Here is an 18475-nt window from a genome sequence, read left to right as displayed (position 1 = left end):
CAAAGCCGACAATAACCAGGCGGCGGATGGAGGGGGAGTCATTCATTTCTGGCCTCCTTTCGCGGCAATGGCAGCACTTTGGTCCAGTAGGGGTTTCAACACTTCGTCACGGTCGCCAAAGGCGCGGATCTGGGCATCCTGTAATACCATCAGTTTGTCCATCGACTGCATCATGCTGGGGCGGTGACCCACCAGTATGATGGTGGTCTGGCGCGACTTGAGATAAGCAATCGCACGCTGTAATGCGGCTTCCCCAACGCCGTCGAGGTTGGCGTTGGCTTCATCCAGCACCACCAGGCTCGGCTCGCCATACAGCGCTCGGGCAAGGGCAATACGCTGGCGTTCGCCGCCGGAAAGACCAAGTCCGCGCTCGCCGACGACGGTGTCATAGCCCTGTGGCTGGCGCAGGATCAGCTCATGACAACCGGCCAGTTTCGCGGCTTTTATGACTTCTTCCGGATCGCCATCTGACAGGCGGGCAATATTCTGACGTATGGTGCCCGGGAAGAGTTCGACATCCTGGGGAAGATAACCGCAGTGGGGCCCAAGATCGTCCGGATCCCATTTCGACACATCCATATTGTCGAGACGGATCGTACCGGCGGTTGGGTTGAGGTTACCGAGGATTAGCCTTGCCAGCGTCGATTTGCCGGTGCCGGATGGGCCAATGATCCCCAGCGCTTCGCCGGGATTGAGCTTAAAGTTGATGGCATGCAGCACGGGCTCTCCCTGGCCGGGATGGAAATAGGTGACCTTTTCCACCGACAGCAGCCCTTTGGGTTTTGGCAGCGGCATGGATTTGGCGCGCTCTGGAAAAGCGGGGATCTTTTCTTTAAGCCGTTGGTAGCTTTGGCGTGCTGAAACCGCCGTACCCCAAGCACTGATAGATTGTTCCACCGGTGCCAGTGCCCGCGCCATCAGGATGGAACCGGCAATCATCACACCGGGGGAAACCTGATTGTCTATTACCAGCCAGGCGCCCACACCCAGCATGGCGATTTGCAGCAACATGCGGATAAATTTAGAGGTCGCGGTGAGCAAGGCACCTTTTGAATTGGCGGCGACCTGACCGTCGATGCTTTCTTTATTCAGGGCACTCCAGGCTCTGATGAAATTGGGCATGATCCCCATCGCTTCAATTGCATCGGCATTGCGTGCGGCGGACTCTGCCTGCTGCATGGCCTGAATCGATGCTTCGTTGGCGGTTTTGTGCGCTTTGCGGGTGGCGGTGTGGTTGAGGATAGCGATGCCGAATAACACCAGTGCCCCGACAGTGGCAATGATACCGAGCAGGGGATGGAGCAAAAACACAAAGCCGAGGAAGACAGGTGTCCATGGTGCATCCAGCGCGGGGATAACGGCATTGCCACCAATAAAGGCGCGGATAGCAGCGATGTCACGAAGACTTTGCACAGACGCGGATAACCCCTGGCGTAATTGCAGTGCAATGCTACCAGCCAGCACATCGGCCGACAGGCTTTCATCAAACCAGGCACCAATTTTTACCATGATGCGGGTGCGGATATTTTCAAGCACCGCCATGGTAAACAGGGCGAAAACGGTAATGACGGTGAGCAGCAGCAAGGTATCTACCGAACGCGAGCTGATCACCCGGTCGTAAATCTGCAGCATATAAAGGGGTACACAAAGTACCAGAAGGTTAATGACAAAGCTGAAAGCAACGACAAACATCAGTGCTTTTTTACATTGCTCAAGCGTGGTGCTTAAACGTTTTTCCGTTGTTGAAGACATGCTAAATCCGGTGACGTTGCTTTGCTTTTTTATTCTGGTCGCCATAAAGCAAAGGCTGAAAGTCTGGCTGGCTGTTACTTACCCCAAAAAAACAACCAGCATGGTTTCGATGCTGGTTGTTTTGAGTATAGCTTGCTGACATCAGACAATATGGAAGTCATCAGCAGAGAGCTGAGTGCTGTCGATGTTGTTGATTGTAATGCTGGATCCATTGGCCAGTCCGACGACGGTGTTTATCCCGTTTTGGCTGATATCCAATGAGTCAAACCCCTCATCGCCAGTGGCGCGGATAAAGATAAGGTCAACCCCGATGTCGAAATCTACGATACGGTCGTTACCGGTGCCATTGCCGAGAATATTGTCGAAAAGGAAGGTATCTGCACCACTGCCGCCGATAAGGAAATCGTCACCGGTTCCGCTGACCAGCCAATCATCCCCTTCGCCGCCAAACAGCCGGTTATTACCAGCAATGGCGTAGAGGCTGTCGTTTCCGATACCACCTAAAAGGTCATCATTCCCGGCACCACCGTAAAGGGTGTCATCACCACTTCCGCCACCGACGATATCATCGCCGCTGCCGCCGCTGAGAATATCATTACCACCACTGCCAATAAGGTAATCATTGCCACTTCCGCCAAAGATCAGGTCGTCGCCGCTGTATCCAACGATACGATCATCGCCGCCCAGCCCGCTGATCACCTCAGAATCCAATGTGCCATCAAGGTTGTCATTTCCTGCTGTTCCAATCACTGCAGCCATGTTTTATTTCCTTGTTGAGTTTGCTTTTCCCTAGCCAAATACCCTTATGAAATCGGGTACCACCATCAGGCAAGCTGCAATACGGCCAGAAAAAAGCCTGCCAAATGGCGGATATACTCTGACTCAATTGCGGGGGCATTTGTGTCTCGCTTTTGAATTATCATTAGAAATTGGTAAAAAATGATGAGACGTTCAAAGACAGAAGTTTGAGAGGGTGTGAGTTGTCGGGAAGGGGAGTCTGAAATCTGCGGCTCGGAGAGCCGCAGCGATACGACCGCTGTTAAACGATTTGGAAATCGCTGTCAGAGAGGTCGGTTGCAGTAATGTTGTTCAGCGTAATGCTTGAACCGTCTGCCAGATCTATCACGGTATTGATACCTACCTGAGTCAAGCTCAGTGACGCAAAATCAGTATCACCGCTTGCACGGATCCAGATAAGGTCGGTGCCAATTTCAAAATCGACGATACGGTCATTACCGGTACCGGTGCCAAGAATTTGGTCAAACAGGAATACATCTGCGCCATTCCCACCAACCAGAAAATCGTTGCCGGAGCCGCTGACCAGCCAGTCATCCCCGTCACCACCGTAAAGCACATTGTTGCCTTCGGATGCATAAAGCAAATCATTGCCAATGCCGCCTAGCAAAATATCGTTGCCGGGACCACCGAACAGGATGTCGTCACCGCTGCCGCCTCTGACAATATCGTCACCTTCGCCGCCACTGAGAAAATCGTTGCCAGCGCCACCAATCAAGCGATCGTTGCCTTTACCGCCATAAATCACATCATCGCCACCGAAGCCGACAATCTCATCGTTGTCACCGAAACCATAGATAGTATCCGGTGCTGATGTCCCATCCAGTACATCGGCTATTTTTGAGCCGTTTATATTCGCCATATAGCTAACCCTCTTTCCTTTTCTTAGTGATTTCTTTGTCCAATTAACGTTGAGGGATGCGAAACATCAGCGAACCAAAAGTCCGCCCCCGCATCATTGCGTCCTGCAGCGGGGAAAGGCGTGTGTGTAAGAAGTATTAGAATTGACCTGACCCACGCTTCGCACTGAATACTCTGAAGTATTTGCGGGTCGAATGTTGTCTCATTAGTGACGAATTATATCAGGAGGTGCTAAAGCAGTGACTAACCTTGATAGTCCAGACCTATCACAGACAAGTTGTTTTTGGCCCAGAATACGGCTTGAACGCGGTTTTTGACATTAATCTTTTTGAAGATGTTGTATAGGTGAGATTTTACTGTGTGTTCTGACACAAAAAGGCTGTCAGCGATTTCGCTGTTGGAAGCGCCGGTGACCAGTTTTCGCAGGATCTGCTGTTCACGGTTAGTCAGGCAGATCTCGGAATAGTCGATCGTGTTGTTGTTGTTTTGTTGGTAGTAGTGGATCAGCTCAGCCAGTTTCTGGCGTGGCAGCCAGTATTCACCGGACAGCATTTTCTCAATGCCGTGGCAAAGGTGTTCAAGATCGTCTTCTTTTTTGAATACCCCTTTGATAAAGGGCCAGCTTGCCAGCTCTTTCGCTGATAAATCATGGGCATTGAACAGGGCAAACACATGTTGGTCGCTGAAGGGAGCCAAGCTCTGTTTTACAAAGCTGACATTGTCGCCTTCAAAGGCGCTCAAATCGATCAACACCAGACCCGATGCCGTAGCCAGCTTTTCGTTGATCTGCTGCTTTTCCACCAAAGAAACGGAGCTTTTGGTCACCTGCTCCAGACACGAAATCAACGCGGTGATCGTCATGCTCGGCTCGGACACGAGGAGTATGGTGTAGTCATCTGAGGTGGTTTCGATGTTTTGCATGTGTATCCCTAAATGCTCTGGTTTTGGCTGCTATCTTTGCATCTTGGTGCGACGTACGGTAAGCCACAATGGCAGCATTCTAAAGCGCATTGAATTTCTTATTCGTATCATTTTTAGAACTGTTGCTTGAAGCGTTACAACTCAACACGTTGGCAAACTCATTGTTAGTCTAATACAAATTATGTTGTGCCGCCGATTTCTGCGGGGGAGTTATCACCAAAGTGATGCTGTTTTCAGCGTTGGGGCTTGCAGCAGCACGGTCTGCTCTAAAGCCTGTGACGAACTTTTTTGCTTCTGTTATTATCGCCGTTTAAATGTCATCCACGAATTTGATGATGCAATGTAAAAGGTTTGGGAGCAAAATATGGCCAGCCGTGGAGTAAACAAAGTTATCTTGATTGGCAACTTGGGCAACGATCCTGAAGTTCGCTACCTGCCAAATGGCGGTGCGGTTGCCAATCTGACCGTTGCGACCTCAGAAACGTGGCGCGACAAGAACACTGGCGAGAACAAAGAAATGACGGAATGGCACCGCGTGGTGATGTACCGTCGTCTGGCTGAAATCGCCGGTGAATACCTGAAAAAAGGTTCAAAAGTGTACCTAGAAGGCCGTCTGCAAACCCGTAAATGGCAGGGTCAGGATGGCCAGGATCGCTATACTACCGAAATCATTGCTAATGAAATGCAAATGCTGGACGGTCGTGCGAGTGGTGGTGCGGGTCAAGGCCAACCAATGCAGCAAAACCCACAGCAAGGTGGTTGGGGTCAGCCGCAACAGCCTTCTTACCAGCCGCAGCAACAGCAACCTGCACACCATCAGGCTCCGCCACAGCAGCAGGCGCCTCAGCAGTACAACGATCTGCCAGACTTCGACGACGACATTCCGTTCTAAGAAGTACGCTGACAGACAAAAAACCCCGCTTATGCGGGGTTTTGTTTTTTCTAGCGCCCGACTTTCTGTTTGAGAAAGTCGATGAAAAGGCGGGTTTTTGTGTGGTGATAATCCAGCTTGGGATAATAAGCATACGCCGCGCTGGTCGGCTGGCGCACTTCGGGCAGCACAGGGACCAACAGCCCCTGATCCAACTCCTTCCTTACCGTCACATCCCCGACCAGAATGATGCCCAGTCCGGCAACGGCGGCATTCACCAGGGCTTCAGGGTTTGGCGAGACAAAGTTCCCGCTCAGGCGCAGACGGCGGCCGTGCTCAAATTCATGTTCCTGCGGCAGGCTGGTCGAGCCAAACAGCAGACAGTTGTGGTGAAGCAGCTGTTCAGGCTCCACAATCGGTGGATGCTGCGCCAGATAAGCCGGTGAGGCAAAAAAACGCGGCTGGAAATCAAACAGTTTGGTGGCGATAAAGCTCGCTGAATTGAAATCCGCCAGTTCGCGGGTGATCACCACATCCAGATGAGGGTCAGGCAATTGGCCCGGTGCCAGAGTATGCAGCTCGACCTGGATGTTCGGGTACGTTGAAAGAAACTCGCCGATATTGCTGACCAGAAGGCGGCTGCCGGTGGCCAGCGGGGCACCGATACGCAACACGCCACTGACCTCACCATAGGTGGACGTGGTTTCTGAAACCAGCTGGGTCCAGTCGTCCAACAACAGCTTGCCGCGCTGGTAAAAAAGGCGGCCGGCATCGGTCATGGTCAGGGTGCGGGTCGTGCGTTTTAACAGTTGCACTCCCAGCTGGTTTTCCAGCCATGCCAAACGCTTGGATAACGCCGAACTGGAGGTGTTGAGCTTGGTCGCTGCCTGGGCCAGTGAGCCCATATCGACGACCGTGACATAACTTTTCGCGCAGGTTATCCAATCCATTTATTGATGCTTTCCAATGTTTATCAACTGAGTATCGACTTTGCGTTCACTTTCCACCATGGAGCAACGATAATAACCAATTAACCCATGGAATAAAGCGGTTTGCCGTTTTGCTTGGTGTATCACCCGGTTTTTTAGCGTGCAGGGCAAAATAAAACTCTGCCATTGGATATCGAATGAGAAAAGTTGCAGGGATGAAGCTGACCAATCGCCTGGTCGCTTTCGTAACGTTAATTGTTGTTTGTGCCATATTCGTGCTGTTTATAGGCGGAGCGGTCAGTTTCCGTAAACTTGGCACGGATTTCCTTTCTCACTATCTGGGTAAGGTAGTGACAGAGATTGACAGTTCGATGGCAAATCCCATCTCCAATGAAAATATCGGCCTTTGGCTGCCCCAATTACTCAAAGCCAGTGACATCGTCGAACTGGAGATCTCCAGCAAAACCGGCCTTTTGTACCGCTATGAACAAATCAATACCATGGCACGTCCTCTCGATTTGATTGAAAACCATTATGCGCTGCCCAGCAATCCCGGTTTTTTTATCACCATTAAATCTGTCCCGCCATATGCGAACTTTGCCTACTCGATTGGCGCCTTGTCATCGTTATCCTTAGCCGTTTTAGTCATTGTCCTGGCGCTTTCGTGGGGCATTAAATGGTTGCGCACCCAGCTTCTGGGGGCGGAGCTTCTTGAGCACCGGGGACGGCTTATCCTGGCGGGACGTTCAGAAGACGTAAAAACCGGTGATGACAGGGAATGGCCGTCAACAGCGAGCATTGCCCTTGACCAAATGATCGCCGAGCTTCGTGATGCCCGGCAGGAGCGCAGCCGGTTTGACACCTTTATCCGCACCAATACCTTCCTCGATAAACTGACTGGTGCGGCGAACCGCGTGATGTTTGATAACCGCCTGCAAACTCTGTTGCAGGACAAAGGTGCACAGGGTGCGGTGCTGATGCTCAGCATCGGTGACTGGGACTCTATGGTGCAGGAAAATGGCAAGGCTGCCGCCGATGACTGGGTCAAAGAAGTCGGCAATGTGTTGTCGAATGCTATCCAGCGTTTTCCTGATGCCGTCTTGGCGCGTTACTTTGACACCGAATTTGCAATTTTGCTGACTCACCAGTCTGGTAAAGATGCACGTTTGTTTGCCACCCAGTTAATGAAATCTCTCGCCAGGCTGACACCGCCATCGGCGCTGGAAGAGGAAAACTGGGCTCACCTCGGAATGACATTTTTCACTACCGGAGAGCGCCGTGGACGCCTGATGGAAGAGGCTGAAATGGCCAAGCGCAGCGCCATCCTGCAGGCGAATAACAGCTGGTTTGCATTCAAAAAAGAGGTGACTGGTGATGAGTCCCGTGGCAGTGTGCGCTGGCGTACCCTGTTATCCAGAGTGTTTGAAAATGGCGGGCCGGATTTATACCGCCAGACAGTGCAGGATACCCAAGGCAATGAACTGCACGTAGAACTGCTCGCCCGCATCAAAGACGAAAATGGCCTGATCATCAAAGCCTCCCGTTTCCTCAATGGGATTGAGTTGGTGGGGATGAACAATACCCTGGATCGCTCTGTGGTCAGTAAAGCGCTGCACCAGTTACGCACCGGTGATGGGCGCGAGGTGTTGTCCGTTAATGTCTGTGCCGATTCGTTGCGCCAGCGCGCCTTTATGCTCTGGTTGCGTGACGCCCTACTGCAAACCCCGCGCAGTGTGCTTAACCGGCTGCAGTTTGAAGTCTCGGAAGGTCCCTTGGTTAAACATTTCGATTCCGTCAGGCCGACACTCAGGATGGTGCGGGCGCTGGGCTGTCCGGTTGTGGTCGATCAAGCGGGGCGCTCTGTGGTGAGTACCCACTACATCAAAGAAATCCAGCCTAAGTACATCAAGCTGCACCGCAGTCTGGTGAGGGATATTCACCAGCGGCCTGAAAACCAGCTTTATGTGCGCAGCATGCTCGGTGCCTGTGACCCGACACCGACCCAGGTACTGGCGGTTGGGGTTGAATCGCAAGCCGAATGGAAAGTGTTGTTGCAACTGGGCGTCCAGGGCGGACAGGGGCGTTTTCTGGGAGCGGAATTATCCTCCAGTCCAGCCACGTTAAAACGCCAGCGCTGGCGAAAGAAATAGTGCAAAAACTGTAACGATTACAAAACACTCAATGGCGTCATAAAACTGTCGTAGATAACTTATTTTTTTGGCGGAAATATTGATAGAATACTGTGCACTTTAAGCGCAATATTCACTTTTCTGGGCATTATTAAGTCGTTAATGGCAGTTTCAACTTTTCTGGCGCGTTTTACCCCCGTCCGGCAACGAGATGTTGTCAGCTTTGTCGTTTCTGCAAATCAGGTGGTTCTCGCGTACCGGGACGAGCAGGGACATGCTCAGATAGATACCCTGTCGGTTACTCAATCCGACCCTTGGACAACGGCGCTACAGCTGCTCAAGCGCCATGGCATCACCAAAACGGATGTGCAGTTGGTGCTGGGGCATGGCCTCTATCAATCCCTGTTGATTGACGAGCCGGGGCTATCCGATGAAGACAAGCGCGCCGCACTGCCGTTCAAACTCAAAGATTTCATTGCCGACACGCCATCAGATGTGGTTGCCGACGGCTTCAGTTTGCCCATCGCCAACCGTTTCCAGGCGTTTGTCTGCCATAAGCTTCCGCTGATCCAATTCAGCCAGGCACTGGAGAAATCCCAGTGCCGTCTGACCTTGGTGTCGCTGGAAGATGTGGTGTTGCGTCACTGGACGCAGTTGGACAAAACCGAGATGGTGCTTAGCCGTGATTGCCATGGCCTGATCCAGCTGGCGGTTTTCCATCAGGGTAAGCTTTGCTTCCAACGCCAGATCCGCGGACTGATGCTCGACAGCATGCAGATGCTGCCGCTGGTGGTGGACGATTTGGCGCTGGAAATCCAGCGCTCGCTGGATTACCTGCGCTCCCAGCTGAAAGCCGCACAGTTGAGTGCACTGGTGGTCAGTGTTGAAGGCATTGATGACACCGAACTGGCCTTCCAGTTGTCGAGCCGCCTGTCTGTCACTGTTCGTCCACAGCAAATGTTCAGCCAGGGCAACCATTACGAACATATTGCCAAGACAGCGTTGGGGCGGGATATCTCTCCGGATATCAATCTGTTCCACGATGATTTGGCGCCGAAAGCGCCTCTGCTGACCTTTGACAAAATGCTGCTGGTGTGGGGATTGACTGCGCTCCTGCTGGTGTTAGTGGCTGCTTACCAACAGTGGCAGCACACTCAATCTGAGCAGTTGTTGAAGATAGCCAACAACGAGCTTCAGGCGGCGCAGCGACTGTCTGATGAACTCAATGCGCAGTTGAAACTCCACCTGCCGTCGCCGTCACTGGCAAATGACATCCGTGATGCGGAAGCCGCGCTGGTCTCTAAGCGGCAGGCACTGAATGCCGTAAGGCAACACGATGCGTCGCTGCAAAAAGGTTATGCCGATACGTTCCGCGCGCTGGCAGCGTTGTCGCGCCCGGATGTGTCGGTGTCTGAAATCGCTGTCAGCCAGCAAGCCATGGACATCAAAGGTCTCGCATCGACGCCGTCCTCCGTGCCTGCGTGGCTACAGACATTTTCAACCCATCCTCCGTTGGCAAAACGCACCTTTGAAGAAATGGCGTTGACCCGTGACGAGAAAAACCGTCTGCAATTTTCGCTGGTTTCCCGTCGCGAGAAAGAGGAGGTGGCGCAATGAACGCACTGATTGAGCGTGCCCGTCAGGGTTTTGAGGGCTTCAGTTCACGCGAGCAGTGGATGATTGCCCTTACTGGCTGGTTTGCGATTGTGGCGCTGGTGGTGTTTTTGTTCCTTGAGCCGATGGCGAAGAGCCTGTCCGGCGTGAACCGCCAGATCGCCCAAAGCGAGGCCAACACCCAGGATATCTTGACCCTGAACCAGCTCAAGCAGGCAAAACTGCGTGTTTCGCCGGACAAAGAGCAAAACCAGAAGCTGGTATCGCTGCAGCATGAATTGTCTGAGCTGGACAGCCAGATGGCGTCCAAAGTGGCGGGCCTGGTGACGGCACCTGAAATGTCAGCATTGCTGGAAAGCGTGTTGAAGCAGTCTGATCGCCTGACCCTGCTGTCGATGCGCTCATTGCCGCCACAAAAGCTGACCAACGACGATGAGTCCAGTTATTACATCCATCCGGTCGAAATTACCCTCAAAGGGCGCTATTTCGGCATTGTGAATTACCTGTCAGCCGTTGAAGCGCTGCCGGTGAAATACTACTGGCGCAACGTGAATTACCGCGTGACGGAATATCCGTGGGCGGAAGTGACACTTCAGGTCTATACCCTGGGCGAAAGCGCGCAGTTTATCGGGGGCAAACATGCATTCGGCCATTAACCGCCTGCTGCGGAGAGCAGTTGTTATCAGTGCACTGATGGTCTCTGTAAGTGCATTCGCAAACAGTGACCCGACCGCGCCGCTGGGCTTTACTCCGGCAACGCCAAGCACCACTAAAAAAGCGCCGCGCCTGCCAAGGCTTCAGGCTATTTTGTGTGACGGCCAGTCACAATGCGCTGCCATTTTAAATGGCCTTTCGCGCAAACAAGGACAGCATATTAACGGCTTTGTGGTCAGCAAAATTGACGACAGCCACGTGGAGCTTCAGCGCGGTGGAAAGCGCTGGACCCTGACCGTATTCAACTCGCAGCTAGTACAGTGAGGCGTGCAGTGAAAACCCAATCTTTGATCGGCAAAGGGCTGATTGTCGGCGCAGCGACCCTGTTGCTGGCTGCATGCCAGAGCGTAGGCCACCAAAAACCTACTGAAGTGCAGGAAGCACTGAACGAAGCCTACACCCAAAGTGCGTCACAGCCACTGACTGAGTTGCCGGATGCGGTCACCCAGGATTTGATGGGCGATTACTCAGAGCCTGCGGGCAGCGCGTCTTTGACCGAAAAGCGTCTGCGCATCAATGCCAACAATGTGGATGCAAAAACCTTCTTTGGCAGTCTGGTACAGGGCACGCCGTTCAATCTGGTGTTGCACCCGAATGTCAGTGGCAAGGTGACGGTTTCGCTGAAAGATGTCACGGTGCCGGAAGCGCTGGACGTGGTTTCTGATATCTACGGCTACAACATTGAGCGCCAGGGCAACCTGATCCAGGTTTTCCCGGCTGAACTGCGCACCGAAACCTTCCCGGTTGATTACCTGCAGCTGCAACGCTCCGGTGTGTCGCTGACTTCGATCAGCACGGGTGCAATGTCAGAGCAGTCCACCACCAGTAATGGCGATACGGACACCACAGACCGAGCCAGTGTGTCGACCGGTGGTACCGTGATTGAAACCCGCTCCGAGAGCAGTTTCTGGGGGCAGCTTGAGCGTGCCGTAGCGGCCATGATTGGCAGCGGCGATGGCCGCAGCATTGTGGTATCTCCGCAGGCGAGCCTGATCACGGTGAAGGCGTACCCGAACGAGCTTCGCGAAGTGAAGCGCTTCCTCGAAGCATCGCAAAAGCGCCTGAAGCGCCAGGTGATCCTGGAAGCCAAAATTCTGGAAGTGACCCTGAGCGATGGCTACCAGCAGGGCATCCACTGGAACAATATCGTCAACAACGTGGGCAACCGCGCCGTGTCTGTTTCCCGTCCGGAAACCGCGTTGGTGGGCAATGCCATTTCCAACGTGATTGGCGGCCAGACCAACCTGACTATCACTGACGGCCACTTCGATGCTGTACTTCAGTTCCTGGACACCCAGGGCGACGTGAACGTGCTGTCCAGCCCTCGTGTGACGGCTGCTAACAACCAGAAAGCGGTGATCAAAGTCGGTGGCGACGAGTACTTTGTGACGGACATTTCTTCCAGCGACACTTCGGGCGATAACTCAGATTCAGGCCCGAATATCGAGCTGACACCTTTCTTCTCAGGCATTTCACTGGACGTGACGCCGCAGATTGACGACGACAACGGCGTCTTGCTGCATGTGCACCCAGCGGTTATCGATGTGGTGACCGAAGAGAAAACCATCAAGCTGGGCTCAACCTCCCAACCGTATGTGTTGCCGTTGGCCAAAACCTCGATCCGCGAATCGGATTCCATCATCCACGCCCGCTCCGGCGATGTGGTGGTGATTGGTGGCCTGATGAAATCAAGCTACGACGAGATGGTATCCAAGGTGCCGCTGCTGGGCGATATCCCTGGGCTTGGCCACCTGTTCCGCAACGTGAACCGTATGAAACAGAAGACCGAGCTGGTGATCTTGCTGAAACCTTCTGTGGTGGGTGAGCAAACCTGGCAGGAAGAGATCAACCGTTCACGCCAACTGCTGAACGACTGGTTCCCGGAAAGCTAATCACGCCGGACACTGTTGACCATCCATGTACCTGACGCATTTCGGTCTTGAGGCCGCGCCTTTCAGTCTGACACCGGACACACGCTGTTTTTTCGGCGTGCGCTCCCACGTGGACGCGGTAAATACCTGTGTGTCAGCCATGTCGATGGGCGAAGGACTGGTAAAGGTGACCGGTGAAGTTGGCACGGGGAAAACCCTGGTTTGCCGCATGGTGCTCAATGCACTGGGCGGGCGTTTTACCCTGGTTTTTCTGCCCAATCCGGCTCACAGCGTGTCGAGTCTGCACCGCATGATTGCAAGCGAGTTGGGTGTGGATGATTCGCTGGCAGAAGACCGCCTGTTGGGGGCTATTCAGCAGGCAGCTATTTCAGCGGCAGCGAACGACAAGCCAGTGGTGATCCTGTGCGATGAAGCGCAGACCCTGCCGGACAGCGTACTGGAAGCTATCCGCCTGTTGGGCAATCTGGAAACCGAGCAGCGCAAGCTGATCCAGTTGATCATGTTTGGCCAGCCTGAGCTGGATGCGCGCCTTTCACAGCACAACATGCGCCAGCTTTTACAGCGCATTGGCTTCAGTGCAGAGTTGACGCCGCTGAGCTATGCCGAAACTGCCGCTTACATTGAACATCGTCTGGCAGAGCAAGGCGCGACATCGCCTTTGTTTTCTGCCTGGGCGAAACGCCGTATTTGGATGGCAAGCCAGGGGATCCCAAGGCTTATCCATCAGCTTTGTCACAAAGCACTGTTACTGAGTTTTGGTCAGGGGAAACGCCGGGTGACCGCCCGCGCGGTTCGTCTTGCCATCAAAGACACACCTCTTGCCCGGCCGCACAACGCGCTGCAGGCACTGTGGGGCTAGGACATCATGAGTGAACTGAACAGAATGCTGAGCGAACTGACGCCCAAGCAAGAACAACAACACGTTGCCACTGCAGCAATCCCTGCGCGCTGGGGCTTTCGTCTTGCGCGTGTCGCACTGGCGCTGTTTGCCACCTTAGCAGGGGCTTCAGGCATTGCCTGGGCACTGTCTGCGGGCAATGGAAAAGCGGTGACTGTCGCAGAGCAGCCTGACATTGCGCAGTCTGTTACCACGCCGGTTTCCCTACCGTCGCCAACCCAGAAAGTGGTGTCTTCGGATGTGCGTTACGTGGCACTGACGCCGGCAAAAGAAATCGCGCCGGCAGTGATTGAAACTGCGATGGTTGCGGCGCCTGTTGAACCGGTAGTGACAGCTAAAAAATCAGAGAAGACAGCCCAGCCCCAGGCTGAGGTGAACACGGTCAGCCAAGCTATGCCAAAAACGGTCAGCCAAGCTGAGCCAAAAGCAGAAACTGTGGTTGCCAAGGTCAGCGTTTCGGTGCCGGAAACAGTGGACGTCGCAGAAGCCTCGATGTCCGTGGAAACCGTGGAATTTACCGGTGAACAACTGGCGGATATCGCTTACGACAAGGCGCAGAAGCGCGCCAAAGCCGGCGATAACCAGAAAGCGATTGCCCATCTTCGTGACGCGGTGCAGTACAACCCGAACCATGTAGTGGCGACCAACCAACTGGCCGCCATGCTGTTTGGCCGCAACCAACTGCGTGACGCTGAGAACGTGCTGCGCAAAGGCATCAGCGCCAATCCGCATTCCGCGTCGCTCAAGCTCACTTTGGCGCGTATGTACCAGCAAAGTGACCGAGAAGAATCGGCATTGAGTGTTTTGTCCGTCCCGGTGGAGTCACTGGATGGTGAGCAAAACCGCGTCATCGCTATGCGCGCCGCTCTGGCGCAAAAGCTGGGTGACAACGCGACTGCCCGCGAAAGTTACCAATGGCTGACCACCCATGAACCGACGGATGGCCGCTGGTGGCTGGGGCTCGGTGTTTCCGCAGAGCGTAGCGGCAAGCACGATATAGCGAAAAATGCTTATACCCAAGCGGTGCAGGCCGGTGGCCTGAGTGCGGCATCGGTGAAGTTTGCCCGTGATCGCCTGACGTATCTGGACAACCTGAAACAAGGAGCGGGCAATGGCCGTTAAGCTTCGAAAACGTCTTGGCGATCTGCTGGTTGAAGAGCAGATCATCGCGGAAGCCGATCTAACATCTGCACTGCAGCGCCAGTCCCTGACTGGCCGCAAGCTCGGTGACACCCTGATTGAAATGGGGATCCTGAGTGAAGATCAGATGCTCAACTTCCTGGCAAGACAGCTGGGTGTGCCGCGTATCGATCTCAACCTGACCCAGATTGATCCGAATGCGGTTTCCCTGTTGCCGGAAGTCCATGCCCGTCGCCTGCGTGCGCTGGCAATTGGCCGGATTGGAGACACAGTGCGTGTCGCTATGTCCGATCCTGCAGATCTGGCGGCGCAGGAGAGCGTGCTCAACCTGCTGGGGGAGTATCACGTTGAGCTGTTGATCAGTGCTGAACAGCCGCTCATCGATGCCTTCGACCGCTACTATCGCCGCACCAGCGACATTGCTTCATTTGCAGAGCGTTTGCAGGCCGAGCATGGCGTGAAACTGGAGCAGCATTTCGGTACGGAAGACGCCCAGTCTGAAGAAGTCACCGTCGTAAAGCTTATTCACTCGTTGTTTGAAGATGCGGTGCAGATGAATGCATCGGATATCCACATCGAGCCAGACGCCGATGCCCTGCGCATCCGCCAGCGTATTGATGGCGTCCTGCATGAAACCCTGCTGAAAGAGCGTGCTATCGCTTCGGCACTGGTGCTGCGCCTGAAGCTGATGAGCGGCATGGATATTTCCGAGCGCCGCCTGCCACAGGATGGACGCTTTAACCTGAATGTCCGTGGCAACGCCATCGATGTGCGTGTATCAACGTTGCCGGTGCAATACGGCGAATCCGTGGTGATGCGTATCCTCAACCAGTCCGCAGGCGTGTTGCGTCTGGAAGATGTGGGGATGGACGCCCAGATGCTGGCGCGTTTTCGTAACCAGCTTCGCCGCCCGCACGGCATGATCCTGGTTACCGGCCCGACCGGTTCGGGTAAAACCACGACCCTTTACGGTGCGCTGAATGAACTCAACGTACCGGGGAAAAAGATCCTGACTGCGGAAGATCCGGTGGAATATCGCCTGCCGCGTATCAGCCAGGTGCAGATCGCGCCCAAGATCGGCCTGACATTCTCTACCGCGCTGCGCACATTCCTGCGCCAGGATCCGGACATCATCCTGGTGGGTGAGATGCGTGACCTTGAAACGGTGGAAATCGGTCTTCGCGCGGCGCTGACCGGTCACCTTGTGCTGTCAACATTGCACACCAACAACGCTGTCGACAGTGCGCTCCGCCTGCTCGACATGGAAGCGCCGGGGTATCTGGTCGCAAGCTCTGTCCGCGCGGTACTGGCGCAGCGCCTGATCCGCCGTATCTGTCCGGACTGCAAAGTGCCGCACACTACGGACGAAGTGGAAAAACTCTGGCTGGATGCCACCACTCCGCTATTGGCAGGGCATGGTTTCTATCAGGGGCGCGGTTGCCAGAGCTGTAACTTCACCGGCTACAAAGGCCGTATCGGCGTGTTTGAACTGCTGGAGATCACGCCGGATCTTATGGATGCACTGCGCGCTAACGATACCCAGAAGTTTGCAGCGTTGGCTGAAATGCAGGCGGGATACAAACCGTTGGTGCATTGTGCAATGGACTTTGCCCAACAGGGGCAGACCACGTTGGAAGAAGCGATGAAGCTTTCTGAAGCGGCGTCGATGACGCTGATAGGTGCCTGATGCCAAGGTATCGCTACACCGCCAGAAAACCGAACGGTAAACGCATCTCAGCGGTGATTGAGGCTGCCAGCGAAAGCGATGCTATTGCCAATGTATCGGCATCTGGCGCGGTTTTGCTGTCACTGGAAATCACCCAAGCCCGCGCGAAAACATCCTCAGGCCCGCTGTTCCAGCAAGGCGTGAAAATGGACGCGCTGGTGATTTTCTGCCGCCAGGCATACAGCCTGATAAAAGCAGGCGTGCCTTTGATGCGTGCTATCAAAGGCCTGGCACAAAGCAGCAATGACAAACCGTTAAAAGCGGCGCTCGACAGCGTGGCGGCGGAGCTTTCCAACGGCCGCCCGATGTCGTCAGCCATGCGCGATTTTCCGCAGGTGTTCAGCGATCTGTTTGTATCGCTGGTGCAGCTGGGTGAAAACACCGGCCGCCTGGATGACGCTATGTTGCAGCTTTCTGAATATTACGAGCAGGAGATGGAGACCCGCCGCCGTATTAAATCGGCGCTGCGTTATCCCTCTTTTGTGCTGGCGGTGATCGTGGCGGCAATGGCGTTTCTGAACGTCAAAGTGATCCCGCAGTTTGCCGGTATGTTTGCCAAATTTGGCTCTGATCTGCCGTTGCCGACCAAGATCCTGATGACGACATCGAATTTCTTTGTCGATTTCTGGTGGTTGCTGGTGATTTCCAGCGTCTGCCTGCTCGCGGGCTGGCATGCCTGGAAAAACACCGATGAAGGCCGGGTGAAGTGGGACAGCTTCAAGCTCAGGATCCCGCTGATTGGCAGCCTGGTGAACCGCGCCTTGATGTCGCGATTCTCCCGCACTTTCGCCCTGATGCTGCGTGCCGGTGTGCCTCTCAATACCGCGCTGCATATGGCAGGTGAAGCACTGGATAACCGCTTCCTGGCACTGGAAGTGGAGAAGATGAAAACCGCCATTGAGTCGGGGATGAACCTCAGCTCAGTGACGGCCGACAGCAAACTGTTTACCCCGCTGGTACACCAGATGATCCAGGTAGGTGAAGAAACGGGGCAGATAGACAACCTGCTGCTCGAAGCGAGTGATTTTTACGATCGCGAAGTGGATTACGACCTGAAAACCCTGTCGGCACGCATGGAGCCTATCCTGCTGATGATTGTGGCGGGCATGGTGCTGATCCTGGCGCTGGGTATCTTCCTGCCGATGTGGAACATGCTCGATTTGATCCGCGGCGGTTAGATGCACTGGCTTTTAAGGTTCAGGGAAAGCAGTGCTGCCCAATGGGGGCTGCTAATCCTGATTATCGGCATTTTACTGCTTTCGGCCATTCCGGCGTTTGAGCGCATCGTGCAGTTTGCTGACAGAGTCGAGTTCCGTTATCTCGCCAACGCCTTTGCGGGCTCAGTCGACAACCTGCAATTGCGAGTGACATTAAAAAATGATGAAAAACAGGGCGGTATCGTTACTGTGGATGATGTCAGTTACAGACTGACGCAGGAAAATAAACAGGAAATCGGCTATCCCTTTGCGCTGGAAAACGGGGCCAGACAACTGGCCGATTTATCAGCGCAGGATTGCGGCAAGTTGTTAAAACAATTTACCGGCCAATCTTACTGGCTGGGAAGAGAACAAGAGGTTGAGGCGCTTTCGCTGCCAAAACCAAAGATTCGTGCAGTGGTGGCTTTTGACCATGGTTTGACTCCCTACTGCCGATTTGAAAGACCGGTACGCGCCGGTTTTTGGGGAGATGACTCGTCAATGGTGGCGCGTCATGTTTTTGCTTACTACCCGGCATCGGGCCGTGTAGAAGTATTGAGAGAAACTGGAGAAGTAAAATGAAACGTCAAGGCGGTTTTACGCTGATCGAGATGATCGTAGTAATTGTAATCCTGGGTATTCTGGCGGTAACAGCGGCACCTAAGTTCCTGAACTTCCAAGATGATGCACGTACAGCTGCATTGCAAGGTCTTAAAGGTGCAATCGATAGTGCCAATGGGATCGTTTATGGCCGTGCTGCAATCGAAGGGGTAACTGCGGGTGCTGGCAATGTTGATAACATTGCTATTATCAATGGCTATCCAGATGGCACCGCTAGTGGTATCGGTGCGGCAGTTGTGGGCTTAAACAATGACTGGCAAACACAATACGGAGCGAATGCTTCTGGTGCAGCCAAATTTACACTGAAGGGTCGTGAATTTGTGGCGTCTGAACAGTGTGTAGTATTTACACCAGCAGCAGCAAATGGCGCTCCAACAGTGACGATTGAAGCTTGTGCAGCATCACGAGGCTAAATC

17 protein-coding genes are annotated in these 18475 nt (G+C 54.0%); 12 read left to right on the top strand and 5 right to left on the bottom strand.

Going from position 1 to position 18475, the window contains the following annotated elements; translation table 11 throughout:
• Window positions 1-42: 42 nt before the first annotated feature.
• From KU854_RS08885 to KU854_RS08870, 4 genes are all read right to left on the bottom strand, one after another.
• Window positions 43-1752, bottom strand: coding sequence for a type I secretion system permease/ATPase (locus KU854_RS08885; protein ID WP_218358107.1), 1710 nt, complete (start codon window positions 1750-1752; stop codon window positions 43-45).
• Between the two features lie 141 nt (window positions 1753-1893).
• Window positions 1894-2511, bottom strand: a complete 618-nt coding sequence (locus KU854_RS08880; RefSeq protein WP_218358106.1) for a calcium-binding protein — start codon at window positions 2509-2511, stop codon at window positions 1894-1896.
• A gap of 280 nt (window positions 2512-2791) precedes the next feature.
• Window positions 2792-3409, bottom strand: coding sequence for a calcium-binding protein (locus KU854_RS08875; RefSeq protein ID WP_218358104.1), 618 nt, complete (start codon window positions 3407-3409; stop codon window positions 2792-2794).
• Window positions 3410-3651: 242 nt separating this feature from the next.
• Window positions 3652-4329, bottom strand: a complete 678-nt coding sequence (locus KU854_RS08870) for a LuxR C-terminal-related transcriptional regulator (protein ID WP_218358103.1) — start codon at window positions 4327-4329, stop codon at window positions 3652-3654.
• Between the two features lie 364 nt (window positions 4330-4693).
• On the opposite strand from KU854_RS08870, the gene KU854_RS08865 reads away from it, so the two are divergent.
• Window positions 4694-5221: a single-stranded DNA-binding protein gene (locus KU854_RS08865; RefSeq protein WP_218358101.1), complete on the top strand. Its 528-nt coding sequence runs from the start codon at window positions 4694-4696 to the stop codon at window positions 5219-5221.
• 50 nt (window positions 5222-5271) lie between these two features.
• Here the strand turns inward: KU854_RS08865 and KU854_RS08860 are convergent, their stop codons facing one another.
• On the bottom strand, window positions 5272-6150 hold the full coding sequence (locus KU854_RS08860) for a LysR family transcriptional regulator (RefSeq protein ID WP_218358099.1): 879 nt from the start codon (window positions 6148-6150) through the stop codon (window positions 5272-5274).
• A gap of 176 nt (window positions 6151-6326) precedes the next feature.
• Between KU854_RS08860 and csrD the strand changes: the two genes are divergently transcribed.
• The 11 genes from csrD to KU854_RS08805 all read left to right on the top strand — a co-directional run bounded on the left by csrD (window position 6327) and on the right by KU854_RS08805 (window position 18472).
• The gene (csrD, locus tag KU854_RS08855) at window positions 6327-8279 is read left to right on the top strand and encodes an RNase E specificity factor CsrD (RefSeq protein WP_218358097.1); all 1953 of its coding nucleotides are present in this window, start codon (window positions 6327-6329) and stop codon (window positions 8277-8279) included.
• A gap of 141 nt (window positions 8280-8420) precedes the next feature.
• Window positions 8421-9875, top strand: a complete 1455-nt coding sequence (locus tag KU854_RS08850) for a type IV pilus biogenesis protein PilM (RefSeq protein WP_218358096.1) — start codon at window positions 8421-8423, stop codon at window positions 9873-9875.
• The gene (pilO, locus tag KU854_RS08845; protein ID WP_218358095.1) at window positions 9872-10528 is read left to right on the top strand and encodes a type 4a pilus biogenesis protein PilO; all 657 of its coding nucleotides are present in this window, start codon (window positions 9872-9874) and stop codon (window positions 10526-10528) included. Before KU854_RS08850 ends, pilO begins: the two co-directional genes overlap by 4 nt.
• Complete coding sequence (locus KU854_RS08840) at window positions 10512-10850, top strand: MSHA biogenesis protein MshK (protein ID WP_218358094.1); 339 nt, start codon at window positions 10512-10514, stop codon at window positions 10848-10850. Before pilO ends, KU854_RS08840 begins: the two co-directional genes overlap by 17 nt.
• Window positions 10851-10858: 8 nt before the next feature.
• On the top strand, window positions 10859-12478 hold the full coding sequence (mshL, locus tag KU854_RS08835) for a pilus (MSHA type) biogenesis protein MshL (protein WP_218358093.1): 1620 nt from the start codon (window positions 10859-10861) through the stop codon (window positions 12476-12478).
• Window positions 12479-12503: 25 nt separating this feature from the next.
• A complete protein-coding gene (locus tag KU854_RS08830) occupies window positions 12504-13337 on the top strand; it encodes an ExeA family protein (RefSeq protein WP_218358092.1) in 834 nt (277 codons plus the stop codon).
• Window positions 13338-13343: 6 nt separating this feature from the next.
• The gene (locus tag KU854_RS08825) at window positions 13344-14498 is read left to right on the top strand and encodes a tetratricopeptide repeat protein (RefSeq protein ID WP_218358091.1); all 1155 of its coding nucleotides are present in this window, start codon (window positions 13344-13346) and stop codon (window positions 14496-14498) included.
• Entirely contained in the window at window positions 14488-16203 is a 1716-nt protein-coding gene (locus KU854_RS08820) for a GspE/PulE family protein (protein WP_218358090.1), read from the top strand. The genes KU854_RS08825 and KU854_RS08820 overlap by 11 nt, the downstream gene beginning before the upstream one ends.
• Entirely contained in the window at window positions 16203-17420 is a 1218-nt protein-coding gene (locus tag KU854_RS08815) for a type II secretion system F family protein (protein ID WP_218358089.1), read from the top strand. Before KU854_RS08820 ends, KU854_RS08815 begins: the two co-directional genes overlap by 1 nt.
• Window positions 17421-18020: a hypothetical protein gene (locus KU854_RS08810; RefSeq protein WP_218358087.1), complete on the top strand. Its 600-nt coding sequence runs from the start codon at window positions 17421-17423 to the stop codon at window positions 18018-18020.
• Window positions 18017-18472 (top strand): type II secretion system protein, encoded by a 456-nt coding sequence (locus KU854_RS08805; RefSeq protein WP_218358086.1) that lies wholly within the window; start codon window positions 18017-18019, stop codon window positions 18470-18472. The genes KU854_RS08810 and KU854_RS08805 overlap by 4 nt, the downstream gene beginning before the upstream one ends.
• The last annotated feature ends 3 nt before the right edge of the window (window positions 18473-18475 follow it).

Origin of the sequence: Enterovibrio paralichthyis (assembly GCF_019209835.1) — a bacterium.
In the GTDB taxonomy this organism is placed as follows: Bacteria; Pseudomonadota; Gammaproteobacteria; order Enterobacterales; family Vibrionaceae; genus Enterovibrio; species Enterovibrio paralichthyis.
This window is presented reverse-complemented; position numbering and strand designations above follow the sequence as displayed.